The 16,176-nt window shown below is 44.9% G+C and carries 14 protein-coding genes; 7 read left to right on the top strand and 7 right to left on the bottom strand.

The genetic code is table 11. The features are described from left to right. Positions 1–50: 50 nt before the first annotated feature. From L0U89_RS18190 to L0U89_RS18220, 7 genes are all read right to left on the bottom strand, one after another. The gene (locus L0U89_RS18190; protein ID WP_234862826.1) at positions 51–575 is read right to left on the bottom strand and encodes a YfiT family bacillithiol transferase; all 525 of its coding nucleotides are present in this window, start codon (positions 573–575) and stop codon (positions 51–53) included. 33 nt (positions 576–608) lie between these two features. Next, complete coding sequence (locus L0U89_RS18195) at positions 609–1,325, bottom strand: DUF3307 domain-containing protein (protein ID WP_234862827.1); 717 nt, start codon at positions 1,323–1,325, stop codon at positions 609–611. Further along, complete coding sequence (locus L0U89_RS18200) at positions 1,322–1,966, bottom strand: hypothetical protein (protein ID WP_234862828.1); 645 nt, start codon at positions 1,964–1,966, stop codon at positions 1,322–1,324. Before L0U89_RS18200 ends, L0U89_RS18195 begins: the two co-directional genes overlap by 4 nt. Positions 1,967–2,099: 133 nt before the next feature. Next, complete coding sequence (priA, locus tag L0U89_RS18205; protein WP_234862829.1) at positions 2,100–4,619, bottom strand: replication restart helicase PriA; 2,520 nt, start codon at positions 4,617–4,619, stop codon at positions 2,100–2,102. A gap of 8 nt (positions 4,620–4,627) precedes the next feature. After that, the gene (locus L0U89_RS18210) at positions 4,628–6,652 is read right to left on the bottom strand and encodes a thioredoxin domain-containing protein (protein WP_234862830.1); all 2,025 of its coding nucleotides are present in this window, start codon (positions 6,650–6,652) and stop codon (positions 4,628–4,630) included. A 125-nt stretch (positions 6,653–6,777) separates the two neighbouring features. After that, a complete protein-coding gene (locus L0U89_RS18215; protein ID WP_234862831.1) occupies positions 6,778–7,446 on the bottom strand; it encodes a hypothetical protein in 669 nt (222 codons plus the stop codon). Between the two features lie 189 nt (positions 7,447–7,635). Beyond that, positions 7,636–8,622, bottom strand: coding sequence for a GSCFA domain-containing protein (locus L0U89_RS18220; RefSeq protein ID WP_234862832.1), 987 nt, complete (start codon positions 8,620–8,622; stop codon positions 7,636–7,638). A 348-nt stretch (positions 8,623–8,970) separates the two neighbouring features. Between L0U89_RS18220 and L0U89_RS18225 the strand changes: the two genes are divergently transcribed. The 7 genes from L0U89_RS18225 to L0U89_RS18255 all read left to right on the top strand — a co-directional run bounded on the left by L0U89_RS18225 (position 8,971) and on the right by L0U89_RS18255 (position 16,029). Next, on the top strand, positions 8,971–9,555 hold the full coding sequence (locus tag L0U89_RS18225; protein ID WP_234862833.1) for a hypothetical protein: 585 nt from the start codon (positions 8,971–8,973) through the stop codon (positions 9,553–9,555). An 81-nt stretch (positions 9,556–9,636) separates the two neighbouring features. Then, positions 9,637–10,788: a helix-turn-helix domain-containing protein gene (locus tag L0U89_RS18230; RefSeq protein WP_234862834.1), complete on the top strand. Its 1,152-nt coding sequence runs from the start codon at positions 9,637–9,639 to the stop codon at positions 10,786–10,788. Between the two features lie 74 nt (positions 10,789–10,862). Next, complete coding sequence (locus L0U89_RS18235; protein WP_234862835.1) at positions 10,863–11,258, top strand: hypothetical protein; 396 nt, start codon at positions 10,863–10,865, stop codon at positions 11,256–11,258. Positions 11,259–11,903: 645 nt separating this feature from the next. Further along, positions 11,904–13,274, top strand: coding sequence for a tyrosine-type recombinase/integrase (locus L0U89_RS18240; protein WP_234862836.1), 1,371 nt, complete (start codon positions 11,904–11,906; stop codon positions 13,272–13,274). Between the two features lie 244 nt (positions 13,275–13,518). Beyond that, positions 13,519–14,289 carry a lincosamide nucleotidyltransferase Lnu(I) gene (gene lnu(I) / locus L0U89_RS18245; protein WP_234862837.1) on the top strand — a complete coding sequence of 257 codons (771 nt, stop codon included), beginning with the start codon at positions 13,519–13,521 and terminating at the stop codon, positions 14,287–14,289. A 153-nt stretch (positions 14,290–14,442) separates the two neighbouring features. Further along, entirely contained in the window at positions 14,443–15,177 is a 735-nt protein-coding gene (locus L0U89_RS18250; protein WP_234862838.1) for a PH domain-containing protein, read from the top strand. Between the two features lie 57 nt (positions 15,178–15,234). Further along, a complete protein-coding gene (locus L0U89_RS18255; protein WP_234862839.1) occupies positions 15,235–16,029 on the top strand; it encodes a hypothetical protein in 795 nt (264 codons plus the stop codon). Positions 16,030–16,176: the final 147 nt, after the last annotated feature.

Raw genomic sequence — 16,176 nt, forward strand, 5'->3', positions numbered from 1 at the left:
CAACGCCGAAAATCAGTACCGAATCTCAGTGAAGGTCAGAACTCCCCCTTTTATTCAGGATCGGTCACCAACATGACATGTGCCAAGTGGTGCTTACAATGCCAGGCATAGAGGGCCGTGGCTTCGTAGAGTGACAAGCTCCTCTTCTTCTCAGGATGAAAAAAAGTCCTTTTGTAGTCCTCCTCAGTCATTGATTTCAACAAAACCACCCACCTGAAATGGAGTGCCTCCAAAATCTTCAAGCTATGCGTCAATGGAACATTCAAATAGTCCTCCATTTCGGCCCACTTATCCTCGTGGTAGGGCTTTATCGTAGGATTTTCCTCGGTAAGCGCAAGTTTAAAGCGGATAAAGCTGTTCATATGGCTGTCCGCACAATGGTGGACCACCTGCTTGATTGTCCAACCTTCAGGCCTGTAGGGCTTATTCCAAGTCACCCGCATGATCTTGCTGATCTCCGATGCCAATAGTCCCGGAAACCGCTCAATCGTGTAAATAAAAGAATCTAGTTCTTCCTTGTTGTAGGCCTTTGGAGCTTGGAAGCGTCCGATGGGATAGCGAAGGTCTTTGGTCATGGTTTTTTTAATTTCTGTGTTAAGTCGAACTGTTTAAAGGTAGGCTGAAATTTTCAAAATCAACAATCCGGTGAATATTGCGATTCCAAAACTTAGTAAAGTTCCAATGAGGATATATTCCGTGAGTTTCCGGTCCTTGGATTCCTTCAAATCCCCAAATCGAAAAACCGACTTGGCTGCCAAAAGAAATCCGACCGCCTCCCAGTGGTCAGTCACGATGAACACAAAAGTCAACAGCCGCTCCAAAATACCAATGTATCTACCCGCTTCCGCGAGCGATTTGTTCTTTTCCTTTTGGATGTCAGCAGTCCAATTTCCCATCACCACTTGAATTCCAAATCCAACTCCGAAACTCAGAAACACGAAAGCCGTCAGATAAAGCCAAAGTAAAGGGCTTTGTACCCAATCAAAAAAATGCACTTCGGGCCGCGCCCAAATCATCCACAACACCAACAGGCTGGCCAGGTGTAAAGCCTGATCACCCAAAAACCACCAACCTGCATTTTTCGGCTTCTGAAGATATAGCTTGAGTAAGTCTATGACTGCATGGATCAATGCGACCAAAACAGCAAGTAACCAATAGTCCAAATCCCAAAGCAAGACCATGGCAAAAACGCCGTGAAGAAAACAGTGAATGTATAAGTACGGTGATGCGATTTTACGTTTTTGCTTGCTTTCGACCCATGCAGAAGGCTGCAAAACGAAATCCCCAATCAGGTGCGCAAGAATGAGTTTTGTCAACAAAATCATGGGAAACACTGCTTGATTTTATGCCTAAACATCAGCTCGACTTCCAGCAATTCATCCACTTTGGCCCTATTCCAGCGGCCACTTACAGAGTTTTGCTTGATCCCCAGCATATTCCCAAGCGCTTCTTGGTTGGCCGCCGGACGCTTGAGCACCATGCTGACAAGTTCAGCTGAGGAAATCGTCCATTCATCCATAAACAATCCTGCAAGCTTCAAGTACAGGTCGATCTCCCGATCAAAATCTTCGCTCGGACTTTGAATTCCTAGATTGACCCGGTCTTTTTTGAGTTTTTCGAACCGCTCTCCGGCGTAGACAAAGGCTGGGCCGTTGCTTTCCGATATTCGCTCCCCTGTATAAGTTTTCTCTCCAATTCCAATTGCCATCCGCACGTCTATCGGACTTGATTTCCGCTGCGGGTCATCTGCTGCGACATGCTTAACAAGCGCCTTGATTTGCAGGGCACGATGGAGCGCCTCTTCGGGCTGCGTAATCTCAAATTGGAAAAAATCACCCCAAACAATCTCCCATTGCCAGGTCGTTAAGCCCCAATCGGCAAAAAGATGTTTCAATGGGGCAAGCCATTTGTCCGGATGTTCCAGATTTCTTGAACCGATGATATCTCCTTTGATTACCGCAATCATATATCCAAATATCGTTAAAAAAGACGATATTTACAATTATCTTCTAATTAAATGATATACATAAATATCATCGTATCAAAGGATATTGTAGTATATCACTTCAAAAGACGATATTGAATTAAGCGTCATAGATTCAATACGGATCCACATCCACCACAAACCGCACCGATTTGAAGTCTTTGTGCGCCTGCATTTCCTCCAAGGCTGCTTGGAGATCATGTTTGAACTGGGCTTGTGCTTGGGAAGTACGATCCAACTTGGCCACCGACTCAAAGATGTATTGATCCTTGATTTTTCCGATCAAGCCTTTCTCTGGACCCAACATGATTTTCTTCACTGGAATTTCTGCCATCAATTGGTGCAGGTGTCGGGCAGCTTTTTCAGCCACTTTGTACTCTTTGTGGCGCGTGCTGACTTTGATGATCTTGACAAAAGGCGGGTAAAAAAAACGCTGTCGCTCCCCCATCTCCTGCAGGTAGAAATTGACATAATCGCCCGCCATGATTTGGGTAAAAATCTGATCATCCGGCCGTCGCGTTTGAATAATGACGTTGCCCCTCTTATCCCTTCGGCCTGCCCTCCCTGCGACCTGCGTGATCTGCTGAAAAGCCCGCTCACCGGCCCGGAAATCCGGGAAATACAATATCCTATCCGCATCCATAATTCCCACGACGGTCACACGATCAAAGTCCAAACCCTTGGTAATCATCTGTGTCCCGACCAAAATATCTACATTGCCACTTCCAAAATCCTCCAACAGGCGCTGGTAGCCATACTTGCTCCTTGTGGTATCCAAATCCATCCTGGCAATCCGAGCCTCGGGAAAAAGCAAGGCCAAACTTTCTTCTATCCGCTCTGTACCCAATCCGACTGCCCCCAACTTGGTACTTCCACAGGCTGCACAGGTATGGGGGACTTTTTCCTTAAAACCACAGTAATGGCAGCGCATTTCCTCCCCAAATTGGTGATAGGTAAGGCTGACGTCGCAGCGATCGCAACCCGGTATCCATCCACAATCCTCGCAACAGATGTAGGGGGCATACCCCCTCCTATTTTGAAAAATCAAGACTTGCTCCTGCCGCTGCAAGGCCTCTTGGATTTTCTCCCGAAGCAGCCGCGTGGAATCGAGTTTGAGCAGGTTTTTCTTTTTGTCCGCTAGGATATCTGCCAAATGAAACTCCGGAAGCTGCGCTTCGCCGTAGCGGTTCTTCAGTTGGACGTAGCCGTATTTTTTTTGCCTTGCATTGTAAAACGACTCAAAAGACGGCGTTGCAGAACCCAAAAGCGTATTTGCCTGATGCAGCCATGCGAGCATAATGGCTGCATCCCGGGCCTGATACCTCGGTGCGGGATCAAACTGCTTGTAAGACGACTCGTGTTCTTCATCTACGATCACCAAACCCAAGGAATCAAAAGGCAGAAAAATCGAAGACCGTACACCTACGACAAAGGAAACTTTCCCACTCAGGACTCCATTCCATACTTCGACGCGTTCGTTGTCGGAATACTTGGAATGAAAAACCCCCATCCTGCCTCCAAAAACCTTCCGAAGTCGATCCACCATATGCGTGGTCAAGGCAATCTCGGGCAACAACAACAAGACCTGCGAACCACCTGCCAAGGCCTCCTCGATCAAGGTAATGTAGATCTCCGTCTTTCCGCTTCCCGTGATGCCGTGCAATAGGACAGTATGTTTTTCCTCAAACTGTTGCTTGATCGATGCCTTCGCCGCATCCTGTTCTTGGGACAATTGAATCGGATCGGAAGCAGTCAACTCGTCTTGGAATCTGCTGACCACAACCTTGAATTCCTCAAGCACCCCATTTTTCATCAAGGTCTTGAGCGCAGATTGGGACAGTCCGGCTTGGGCGAATATGGATTTCTCCAAACCTTTCTCATTCAACGCTACCTGATGAAATACGGGAACTTCCTGGAGGTACTTGAGTAGGATTTCCTCCTGCTTCGGTTTGCCGGAAATGCTGGCAAAAAGCCCTTCCAATGCATCGCGATCCTCCGCATAGCGTTTCACCAATCTCACCCTGCTCTCCACCTTTGGGCTGAATTTATCCTTGACTTCCTCAAAAACCAGAATTGCTTCCTTTACAACAAGACTTTTGATAATACCATGTATGGATTTGATTCCCAGGATATTTTCACAATCTTGGTAACTCATCTTTTCACGCTGTACAAGGGCCTCCAGAATCACCAACTCCCGATCATCAAGTGGATATGCTGATGTCTCTTGATCAAAAAGTGGATTGATCTGGATCTTGCTTTCGCTGCTGAGTTTCAATCCCGAGGGTAGCGCAGCATTCATCACTTCGCCGATATGGCAGCAATAGTATTCCGCCATCCAAGCCCACAGTCGGATTTGGAGTGGATTGACCGTGGCCTGCGCATCGAGCACATCCAAAATCGGCTTTGCTTCATAAGCCTGGGGAGGTTTGGCATGGACCTTACCGACAATTCCGGTAAGAACCTTCTTTTTTCCAAACTGTACGATAACGCGGTACCCAATCCCAATCCCTTCTGCAAGGGACTTGGGGATTTTGTAGGTAAACATTCTCGGAATCGGGACGGGCAAAATGATATCCGCAAAAAGCGGATTGAGGTCCTCCCCGACCGGATATGCATCTCCAAATAGGCTTTCCAAAAGTCTTGCTACACTAAAGTGGGAAACTGTGCGACGGCATCCGCCACGGCTGCGACCGGCCTTTGACAGGCACGGTTGAAGCAAACGTAAATTAAGGCATTTCCTTCAGAATCCGCCGTCTTGCCTTCCAGCAGCGGGACAATATTCGTCGGAGTTTCTGAACAGGCTAAAATCATGTTAGGCTGATAGCTGGACAAAAGCGCTTTTCCCTTTTCGATCGCGCCGGTTCCCACTACGGCAACTTCAGCTTTTGGCACCAAGGTGTGCAGCATCAGCGAAGCCCAATTGCACAAAAATCCCGGCTCGGTCAAAATCAGCCTTTTTACGCTCGCCAGCATATGTTCTGCGATCGCATGATATTCTTCCTGGTAAAAATACAAACCCAAATCCTGCAGGTTTCTGGCCATGATGGAGTTGGAAGCCGGAATGACGTTGTCAAAAAGCTCCTTCTTGTTGGCAATGAGTTTTTCGGCCGTGGGATTATTGAAAAAGAAAAAGCCATCCCCCTCATCATAAAACTGCTCCAAAACCAAGTCCGTCAATTCCTTGGCTTTCAGCAGCCAATCAGATTCAAATGTCGCTTGGTAAAGGGAAATGTATCCCCGAATTACCGCGGCATAATCCTCCAGGAATGCCGGCGTGTAGGCTTGCCCATCCTTGTAGGACCGGTACAAGACTTGGCCTTTGAACATCTTTTCCCAAAGGAACTTCCCATTTTTCTTGGCCAATGAAAGCGCCTTCTCCGATCCGGTTGCCAGAAAAACCTGCGCCAAACCCACGATCGCCAAACCGTTCCATCCGCTCAAAACCTTGTCGTCCAATCCTGGATAAATACGCCGGTTGCGCACCGTTAGGAGTTTAGTCTTGATTTGCTGAAGTCGTTCCCGATAGGCTTTTTCGCTCAGCCCAATCTCGGCGGCAAGATCCGCATAGGGCTCGGTTTGGAACAGGATATTGACGCCATCTTCCCAATTGCCTTGGTACTTCAAGTTGTAGAGCTTCTTGAACCAACTCAGGTCTTCACCCAAGACGGCCTCGAGTTCCTCATATTTCCATGTGTAAAATTTCCCTTCCACGCCTTCCGAGTCAGCATCCTGTGCCGCAAAAAACCCTCCTTCGGACTGCAGCATCTCGGCATCTATCCAGTCGACCGTCTCCAAGACTTTTTCCTTGAAAAACTCATCCCCGCTCCCTTGATAGGCCTTGGCATAGAGCTCGAGCAGTTGTCCGTTGTCGTAAAGCATTTTCTCGAAGTGTGGTGCAAACCATTCCCCGTCCACAGAATACCTCGCCCAGCCGCCCCGCAAGTGGTCATAGATGCCGCCCATACCGATTTTCTTCAGGGTGAAAAATACCTTTTCGAGCAGTTCTTGATCCTTACCCAGCAAAGCCGCATCCAATACAAACAACCAAATCGCCGGCATCGGAAACTTGGGTTTACGGTTCATTCCGCCCCATTCCAAATCAAACTGTGCAGTCAACTTGTCCAATACCAATTCGATTTCCGCTTTTTCCAAACCTGTTTCGGCGGCTTTTAATCCATACTTTTCCAGCTCCGATCTGCGGATACTCCTCCCAAATCCCTCTGCGCTTTCAAGCAATTGCCCATGGTGGTTTTTGTAGGCATTGGCGATACTGCCGAGGAGGTTTTTCCATTGCTTGTTGGGGAAATAGGTGCCACCATAAAAAGGCTTCTGATTGGGCATCAGGAATACATTGAGCGGCCAACCGCCCTGTACGCCCATTGCCTGCAGCGCTTCCATGTAGATATTGTCAAGGTCGGGCCTTTCCTCTCGGTCGATCTTGATACAGACAAAGTGGGCATTCATCAAGTCCGCCGTCTCCTCGTCCTCAAAACTCTCCCGCTCCATCACATGGCACCAATGGCAGGCCGAATACCCAATACTGACGAGAATTGGCTTGTCTTCATGCTGCGCCTTGTTCAAAGCCTCCTCTCCCCAAGGATACCAATCCACAGGATTATGCTGGTGTTGGAGCAAATAGGGGCTTTTTGATTGGGAAAGGCGATTCATGGGAATTGGTTATGGAGTTATTGAGTTATTGGTTATTGGGTTATTGGTTATTGAGAAAGTCGATAGTGGATAGACCATAGTCCATAGCGGCTGAAATTCGCATTCACCGCCGTTTACAAACCAAGCTAAAGGCTATACCTCTCGTCATTAAGGTCTATTTCCAAGGTCTTTTTTGCTTGATTGTCCAATTCATAAAACAGTGTCAAGATATTACTTTCTAATGTCATTTTTTTAAACTGGTATTGGGGAACGATTCCGTTCAATGTCTCCTTAAAAGGGACCTTTAGCGTTTTTCCTCCATCAACATAGTAAACTATAATTTGGTCCGCAGTTTCAGAAAAGTACACAATGAAGTCAAAATTATACTCATTGGGATTTTCCCATTCAACTTCAGTGTCGATGCAAATGAGTTGATCGAACTCCTTTATTTTCTTGCCTTTATCTTTATCAATCAACGTGTACAAACAAGGCCCATTTGCCGGACATCCACTTCTAAAGAGTAAACTTTCTTCAAATTCCTTGATTAAATGATAACCAAGTCTATAAGTATAGGCATACAATTCAACCCCAAATTCGTCAATCACAAACTTTTCACCTCTTGGATTTTCAAGCGTTAGCCAAATTCTATCACAGTTGTATTGCCAATAGAGTTTTGAGTTGTTGCTGAGAGTTTTAGTGTCGCACGAAACAGTCGCGCCATTCATTTGGGTGTTCTTATCGCAAAAACAATCTTTGACCTGGCCAACTAATGCCCGAGAAGACAGTATTAGAAAAATTGTCAAGAGTATTTTCATAATCTAACTGATGAACAGATCGCCTAATTTCCTGACTCACGCCCTAGGGCTTTACCATGACAAGGCGATAGTTCTATCAATGGTCAAAATCGAAGGGCTAACTTCTCTTGTCTCAAATCTTGAATCTCATGTCTTGCGTCTTGAGTCTTGAGTCTTGAGTCTCAAATCTCATTTCTCACATCTAACAACTCACTTCCCCCGATACTGCGTCTGTTTCCGGAGTTGGTCGATTTCCTTCGAAAAGTCAAAGTCGCGGCTGTATTTCTCCAGTTTCTTCTGGAGGTTGTCCAGAAACTTCATGTGTGCCGGACTGTCGGGATTGAAGGGCCGGTGGGCCAAGTCCCGCTTGATTCCCTCAAACTCCTCTATCAGCGGGAAAGACTTTGGATCGATCCATACGGTCTTGAACCGCTGCCAAATGTAATCCTCAGCTTGGGCATTGGGATGCACCAGATCTTCCTTGTAGAACCGGTAATCCCGCAACTCATCCATCATGATTTCATAGCTGGGGAAATAGCTTACAAAGTCGTAAGTCTCCGTCAAGTCATGGGTGGCTAGCCTCAAGACCGATTTGCTGAGTTGGTTTTCCGGTATGCCGTCCCTTGTATGGCGGACTGGACTGACGGTCAAAATCACCCGGATATTGGGGTTGATTTCCCGGAGAATATTCAGGAAACTGCTGAATGCTTTTTGGATTTCGTCGGGGTGGAGCAGCCTTTTTTCAAACAAATCCGCAGGTTGCTTATGGCAATTGGCGACGATTTGGCCTTTTTCCCCATACTCATACACCCAAGCCGTACCAAAAGTCACGAGCAGGAGACTTGCATGCTCCAGTGAATTTTTGACCTGCTGCTGCTTTTTTTGGATCAAGCGCTCCAGCGAATCCTGACTGTAGGCAACCACATCCGAATGCATCCCAAAATGCAGGTACAACCCGTCCCTGACCAGCATCAAATCGGTGTTCACGGGCATCTCCAGCGCAGAGTCCTCCAATAGATTGGCAATGGAGAGGGGATTAAAAATGGTACCAAAGGGATTGTTCAAAACCGGAAACTTCCGCTCGGCCAGCTTCTCTCCGATCATCGTCGAAAAACAGGAGCCGATAGAAAGGATGGAAGAGCGGTGGGTAATTTTATTGTCCCCCTCGGGGATATCGAAAGACATGGTCCAAAGCATGGCTTAAAATTAGGAAGAATCGCCACAACCAAGAACATAAATTTACGGCAAAGTCACAATTATTGCGTCGGATCAAATAAGGGCCGATCGGAACAAATCTTCAGGGCAGCGACACATTGGAATACCGACGTTTTCCCGGGAAAAACCCTACCAACCTTACACAAATCAAACCTCCAACCTAACTGGACCAAGGATACTCAGGGTCTCAAATTATTTGGGGCCAGTAAACCCGACAGTTTGAGGACTCAAATCATGATCTAAGGCGCCTGGGAAAATCCGGCACCGTTACTTTGGTCCCATGATTGGCACGGTCGTGTCAGCTTTGTAACCTCATAACAAAAAGAAAAAATGAAAAACCTCATGATCCTTGCCTCCTTGCTCCTATCCTTACAATTGGGCAAAAAAGAAAAAATCGAAGTCCCTGCCATGAAATCCGTGGAACTTACCTATCAGGAGTTTGCCTCCTTCGATGTCAACATAAGCAGCACCTCCAAAACCCCCATCGATGTTTCGGTGATCGATCCCAAAACCAAAAAACAAGTACAGGGCTTTGGGCTTGGATCCTATGGCAACGCGGTAGTTTCGGTAAACCCAGAACATATCCTAAGGCTGAAAAACAATTCCTTGAATGACATGAACCTGTCAATAGAATTCGTAGAACGCAAACCCTACACCTACAATCCCGAAAACGCGCCCGAGATCAATTTCACAATGCACAACTCATCCCTAAAGTCCATTCCATTGATCATCCCAAATGTGATGAATCCTAACCTTTCGCCCATGTCCAACAGTGGTGTTTCGTTGAAGGTCGGCCAAAAAATCTACTTCCGGGATGGTGCCAAAAAGGTGCTGATCCTGACCGTGGACGAATCCATCAAGCCCGGCGATAAGATCGATATGGCAAAATTGGTCAAAGACCTGAAAAAAGATTGATAAATTAGAAATCCATCCCGTCGGCAATCCAACCCACATCTGGCATGGATTGCCGACTTCCCTGTTTTGACCAGCAAACCGATGTCGATTTATACCACTCCCCTACAATTCGGATACTTTTTCAGCCTTGTAATCTGGGTTTTGCTCTTGGTCCGTGGGTATCGCGAGCAGCGGCTATCGGACAGATTGCTTGGCTGGATCATGTTCATCTTGGCCATGGAACTGCAGGACTATACGTTTGGCTTTGCAGGAATCAATGTCATGTGGGATGAATTCAACGGATTCCCGAGAAGTGTGAGTTTATTGTTTGGGCCTGTGGTGTACTTTTACTTTCTGGCCCAGACCAACCGTTCGTTCCGGTTGAAAAAAAACCACCTTTGGCATTTTCTGCCCTATGGCATTTACTTCATCTACAAAATGGCATTCTTCGTCCAAGGTCCTGCGGCTGTAGAATCACTGCATGCCTCAACGCTGGACTTGGTCGCAAGCTACGTGCTGAGGATTGCTGCGGTCACCTCATTTGCTTATTATCTTTCGCAGTGCTTGCTGATCTATAAACGATACCGGATCTGGAGTATGGGGCAGTTCAGCAACCTGGATTTGATTGACTTCAAGTGGTTCAGGAACTTCATCTACTGCATGATATTTTGGCTGGCTTTCCGGGAGATCATGGTGGTTTTGGATGTGATATTCTCACTCGACTTCTACCAAGACTGGTGGTGGAACCTCGCCCTTGTCGCCGTCGCGGTCTACATCGGCTTGGCGGGTTATGCGCAAAAACAGCCGGCGCGTATTGACTTCATCCCCGACCCAACACCCGAAAGCCAGGGCATCGCACCCATCCAAAACCACGAAACCACAGCCGGCAAGGATGCGAGGGATCCGGAAAAATCCGCCCTAGCTTCCCGGCTAGGTCTGCTGATGGAGACAGAGAGGCTTTTTCTCCAACCCGAGCTGAGCTTGCAGGAATTGGCGCAGCACCTGCAGACCAATCCCGTACAGCTCTCCGCCGCGATCAATCAGGTATTTGGCAAAAACTTCAACGACTACATCAATGGCCTTCGAATCGAGGAGTTTATCAAAAAACATACAGCGGACACCAATAGACACTACACCCTCCTGTCACTGGCTTTGGATTCGGGCTTCAACTCGAAGGCCACCTTTAACCGCGCCTTCAAAAAGATCAAGGGAAGCGCGCCACAGGAATTTCTCCAGGGCGGAAAAGAAGAATAGGCAAGCCGGGGGTAAGAGAATGTCAGAAAAATCCGTGTAAATTGATTGTGGTAAAATGGAAACGGAAATTTGAAGTGAACCCAAAACTCCCCAATCTCCTCCTGATCATTTTCTCCCTTTTCGGATACTTGGAATGGGGACAGGGGCAGCATTCCTTTCTGTTTCAGGCTGAAGCAGAGTTGTTTTCCAAACTCGTTTCCAATCCAGCAGACGTCATCCATCCCTTGACAGTTTTGCCTCTGATGGGTCAAATCCTCCTTTTGGTCACACTTTTCCAGAAAAAGCCAAGCAAAATCCTGACCTATTTGGGAATTGCGGGCCTTGGGTTGCTGTTTGGGATGATGGTCTTGGCCGGGATTTTTGGTGGGAATATCAAAATCATACTTTCCACCTTGCCATTTTTGGGGACCGCTGCTTGGGTGGTTTGGAGGAATTGGAAAAGCCGAATTCACCACCAAGAGGCTGTTTAGGATTTGAATTCCCGAAATCGAGATAGTCAGGATTTTTGTCTAAACCGAACCAAAACGAGATTGGAAATATCATTGATCAATCCTCGAATTTCCTCCCGAAAACTTTTGGTATCAGAGGGAAAACCCGATGCCCCGCAAGATGACACGGCAGAACCAAAGTTTTTGTTTTTCTACCCCTATCGAAGCTTAGCCAAGCCCCTGAAATGCCCTTCTACACATCAAGTCATACACGGAATATCATCGGGTAATGGTCGGGTGGCGGTCGGGACACGGTAGGAACGCGGTCGGGACGCGGTAGGAAGGCGGTAGTAAGGCGATCGGGACGAGGACAGGAGATGTACCAAGTACGAAGTACGATGTACCAAGTCGGGCCGGAAACCAAACGGGGCAATATTCGGGAGTATTGCCCCCGGGCAGGTGATCCATTTCAACCCCCGAATCGTGAAGTGATTTACACCCACGGGATTTTCTGCAGCGGAATCGTAAACGTGCAGTCAACTCCCAAGAAACCCATAGCTGCCGTCGGTCTGTGATCGAATCGATTTTAAACGTTTAAATCCATGTTCCAATTTTTAAGTTTTTGGCCTATTAGGTAGATTGGACCGCCTACTCTGGGCATAATTCCGAGGGGCCCTCTTTTTGATCATGGACCAAAAGCCTGTACAAATCGAAATCCTAGGAAAAAAGATCATCCTGCGCATGGCCAAGAATGAAGCCGATGTACAGTTTGTGCTTGGCCTGCGCTTCTCGAGGTGGAACAAAGCGGATCGTTTTTGGGAAATCCCGCACTATCACGGAAGTCTTGAGCGCATGCAGCAATACTTTGGCGAACGGATCAGCCAAATCGTCCGGCACGAAACGCCCAACACCGAGCCCTCCGTCCAAGCCAGAAGTATCGACAAAAACCAAATCCTCATCATCAGGACGAGGACGGGCAGGCTGAAGCTGATTTTTGGGTATAATTCCGCCCTCGCCCAATTGGTCAAGACGATCCCCTACTACCAATGGGATCCCAAAAACAAGTGGTGGACCATCCCCTATTCAGAGAAGTTCCTCGATGATGTGAAGCGCAAAATTGCCGAGTTGGGTTGGACACTGCTGTATGAGGAGGAAGATATGAAATCAGAGGTCGTACCCAAGAAGTCGGCGTTTGATATTTCCAATTACAGAAAGTGCCCAGAGGAATATATCCAGAAACTGCAAGAGAAGCGGTATAGCCCCAGCACCATCAGGGCTTATGTTCCGCTTTTCGAGGAGTTTTTAAACTATTTCCCCCACATCGATATCGAAGGATTGGGTGAAAAAGAAGTCAGGGAGTTTTCCCACTATTTGGTGACTACAAGGAAAGTATCCGCCTCCCATCAAAACCAAGCAATCAACGCAATCAAATTCTACTTCGAAAAGGTACGGGGAGGCGAACGCAAATATTATCATGTGGATAGACCCATCAGGGAAAAGGCATTGCCCGAGGTATTGAGTGAAAAGGAGGTTTCTGCGATTTTGAAGGCCACCAGCAACCTCAAACACCGCGCCATCCTGATGACAATCTACTCAGCGGGCTTGCGGATCAGTGAATTGATTAACCTCAAAATCAAGGATATAGATTCGGAAAGGATGCAGATCCGGGTAGAGCAAGCAAAAGGCAAAAAGGACCGGTATACGCTGCTTTCCAGTAAGACCTTGAAGATACTGCGGGAGTATTTCAAAACAGAACGACCCCACGTCTACCTGTTTGAAGGACAGGGAAGTACTCCGTCCCGACCCGTCCGATACTCAGCTGCAAGCATCGGTTCAATTCTAAAAGCGTCAGTCTTGAAAACGGATATTAAAAAGAAAATAACCGTCCATACCCTCAGGCACTCCTTCGCAACCCATTTGCTGGAAAGGGGAACCGACCTGAGGTATATACAGAGCCTTCTGGGACATGAAAGCCCAAAAACCACCGAGATTTATACCCATATCACCACGAAAGGATTTGACCAAATAAAAAGTCCTTTGGATGAATTGGATGTTTAACTAAAAGAGCTTACTTTTAAGTTAAATGAAAAATATCAACAATATTGTTGATATCACTCCAAATCGGGATGATATCATCAATATTAAGGATATACAAACGTTGGCGGTAATTTGAAGAAACGATTAACAACGAAAAACATTCAAGAAAATGAAGCTATAAGTAACTGTAAGATAGAATAAGAATTGAAATATCCTTTACTACGCTAAGTAGAAAGGACGATTGTTAATATTAAAAAATTAGAAAATGATACAGTTACAGATGATTGACAAAACAAAGTCAATAGCTCAAAATGATAAAAATATTTCTGCCGTATTTATGTATGGGTCATTTACCAAAAATGAAGGGGACAAATATTCAGATATTGAATTCTACATCTTCTTGAAGGATAAAGAAAAATTTTCCGCTGAAAATTGGGTAAGCCAAATTCATCCTTTGGCATTATATTTTACCAACGAGTTTGGAAGTGAAGTTGCCATTTTTGAAAATATGATAAGGGGGGAGTTTCATTTTTTGACAAACGACCAAATGGAAGTTATCAAATCGTGGGACGGATTGGTAGAGTTTAGCGACTTTGACAAGATGATTTTAGTAGATAAAGAAGATTTATTGACTAACACGCTCAAAGAAATAAAAACTAAAGTACCTGATCGAACAACAAATGAAAATATCCTGTGGTTGAGCCAATCATTGTTGAATGTTTTACTTACAACAAGCAACTTAATTAAACGACAGGAATTTGCTCACGCTTACCAAAGCTTATCAAATGTTCAAAAATATTTACTTTGGTTAATAAGAATTGAAACATACCAAACCAAACATTGGGAAAGTCCAACAAAAAGCTTGGAAAATGACATAGATCCAGATTGGTATTCGTTATTTCAGCAGACAACATCAGAATTAGATCCGACAGATATTAAAACAGCTTTCAAGAAGACATTAACATTGACTGAAACACTTTTTGATAATCTTGGAGTTGAAGCAAAATTAAAGGGGGTATTAAGGAGAATTGAATAAATAAACTACCGCCAACATTGTATAAGCGTAATGCGGGCGAAGTGGCTAAAATTTAGTATTTTGCCATCTATCAAAGTTCGTGTTGGCGGACAGTGTATTGCTCCGAAAACCCGCACTACGCTTATACTTGACCGTTAGTGGCAATTTTGAAAAATGAAAACCCTTCACAGAATAAATAAAAATGATACCCTGAACTCTCTAAAATATTTAGTGAGACAACTGTACGCCTTGCCATTCTTGTTAATTATTTCGGTTCCTTTTGCGCATTACATAAAAGGAATGGATTGGGAAACTTCAAAGGAATTAGCCCCGCTTTTTGCGCTGATTGCAATCTTTATTTTTGAAGTGATTCCTACATCAATAATGCACTTAACTCATTATATATCGAATAAAGAACTTACTGTTGAAATAGATAGAATTGAACAAACAATAACTTTTAAAAAGGGTAATGGAACGTTCTACTTTCGATTTGAAGATTTAGTAGTTGAATTACACACCCCAATCTACCATAAAAACAAAATCGATAATATGAAACGTTGGGCAACCCCGTGGTCCAACTATTCTTATATGAAAGTAATTTCAAAGGATAACAAGGAATTTAATATTAGCTCGACCTTAATAAGACCAGAAGAATTTCCAATTAAGGTAGAAAAAACCAAGTATTCTTTATGGCCTGTAATCAAAAATTGGTTCGTTAACAGACAGGAAATAATTGATGCTGAAATTGAATTAAAAAGACAAAGATTAAACATGTGGAAAGATAAATTTTCAGTTTTGACTTTAGAAGAAATTGAAAGAAAACTTACAAATCCAGAAAGTTTAGATGATTACCCAAAAAAAGCTCTAATTGAACTAAGAAATGAAAAAAAAGCCACTAACATCACCTAAGAGCAAGCGGGCGGAAAGTGCAAAATCGAAAGTGATTACCTTTAATAAACCTTGGTCGTGGCGAACAGTGAATTGGGTTTTAATGCCCGCCAGCTCTTAGCCTTGACCGTTATGCCCAATGCTATGAGGACAGAAAAGATTAAAAATATCAATCAGACTCTTGGGTTTTTCTCAATTACAATTGGTTGGACTTTGGCGAACTTTTTCTATTCAGTTTACCTCGGTTGGACCTATGGTAAGGCGACAGACAGCGGTGTGGTTTTATTTTGGTCTGGACTTTTCATTTATATCGCTTGGGCAATATTTATAATCTACCCCCTCAATAAACTTGACCATACAAGACAACTTTTCAAACGACACATTTTTCCATTTGCGACAGCGCTTTACGCTGGATTTGTGTACTCAGTTCTCGTTGGAGGACTTTTCCGTGACATTGACCTTGTAATAATGTTTATGCCGCTAGCACTTTTAATCGGACTGCTTTTTGGGTTTACTTACTCGACACTAATTACTAGTGACAGAATAGTTTCTTTACTAAATGACAAGCCAGAATTTAAAATTCTTTCAATTTTGTCTCCTGTATTTATCTTGACAATTTTTCTTTGGATTTTACCAACAGTGTTTCCAAGGTTGGTTTATAGATATATGCCAGACGAAATTCAGGACAAAATTTTTGTAAAGACAATTATAAAGTACAAAGTTGGCGACAGTTTTGAAAAACTAAGGAGTGAAGTTCCTGGACATTTTGACAAGTGGGGCAATAATTTTTATTATAGTGGACCTTTAATTGAATATCACTTGGAAACAGCAAACGATACAATTAAAAAACTTGACATAAAACTACCGAAATGACAAGCACTGGGCATAACATGGGTAACCGTTGCACAACCTCCCCTTGAATCAAGGAAATAGAAGTTTTTTAAAGGAAGTGGTAGATTTTTGGGATTTTTGATTGGCTGGCGAAAACGGGATCGTTTTTCGGTCAGGCGGGGCTAGGAG

The organism is Mariniradius sediminis (genome assembly GCF_021491425.1).
Taxonomy (GTDB): Bacteria; Bacteroidota; Bacteroidia; order Cytophagales; family Cyclobacteriaceae; genus Mariniradius; species Mariniradius saccharolyticus.

Excerpts from the sequence above, each read along its gene's own strand:
- L0U89_RS18190 (WP_234862826.1), bottom strand. The coding sequence starts at position 575 with ATGACCAAAGACCTTCGCTATCCCATCGGACGCTTCCAAGCTCCAAAG.
- L0U89_RS18195 (WP_234862827.1), bottom strand. The coding sequence starts at position 1,325 with ATGATTTTGTTGACAAAACTCATTCTTGCGCACCTGATTGGGGATTTC.
- L0U89_RS18200 (WP_234862828.1), bottom strand. The coding sequence starts at position 1,966 with ATGATTGCGGTAATCAAAGGAGATATCATCGGTTCAAGAAATCTGGAA.
- L0U89_RS18210 (WP_234862830.1), bottom strand. The coding sequence starts at position 6,652 with ATGAATCGCCTTTCCCAATCAAAAAGCCCCTATTTGCTCCAACACCAG.
- L0U89_RS18215 (WP_234862831.1), bottom strand. The coding sequence starts at position 7,446 with ATGAAAATACTCTTGACAATTTTTCTAATACTGTCTTCTCGGGCATTA.
- L0U89_RS18220 (WP_234862832.1), bottom strand. The coding sequence starts at position 8,622 with ATGCTTTGGACCATGTCTTTCGATATCCCCGAGGGGGACAATAAAATT.
- L0U89_RS18225 (WP_234862833.1), top strand. The coding sequence starts at position 8,971 with ATGAAAAACCTCATGATCCTTGCCTCCTTGCTCCTATCCTTACAATTG.
- L0U89_RS18230 (WP_234862834.1), top strand. The coding sequence starts at position 9,637 with ATGTCGATTTATACCACTCCCCTACAATTCGGATACTTTTTCAGCCTT.
- L0U89_RS18240 (WP_234862836.1), top strand. The coding sequence starts at position 11,904 with ATGGACCAAAAGCCTGTACAAATCGAAATCCTAGGAAAAAAGATCATC.
- L0U89_RS18250 (WP_234862838.1), top strand. The coding sequence starts at position 14,443 with ATGAAAACCCTTCACAGAATAAATAAAAATGATACCCTGAACTCTCTA.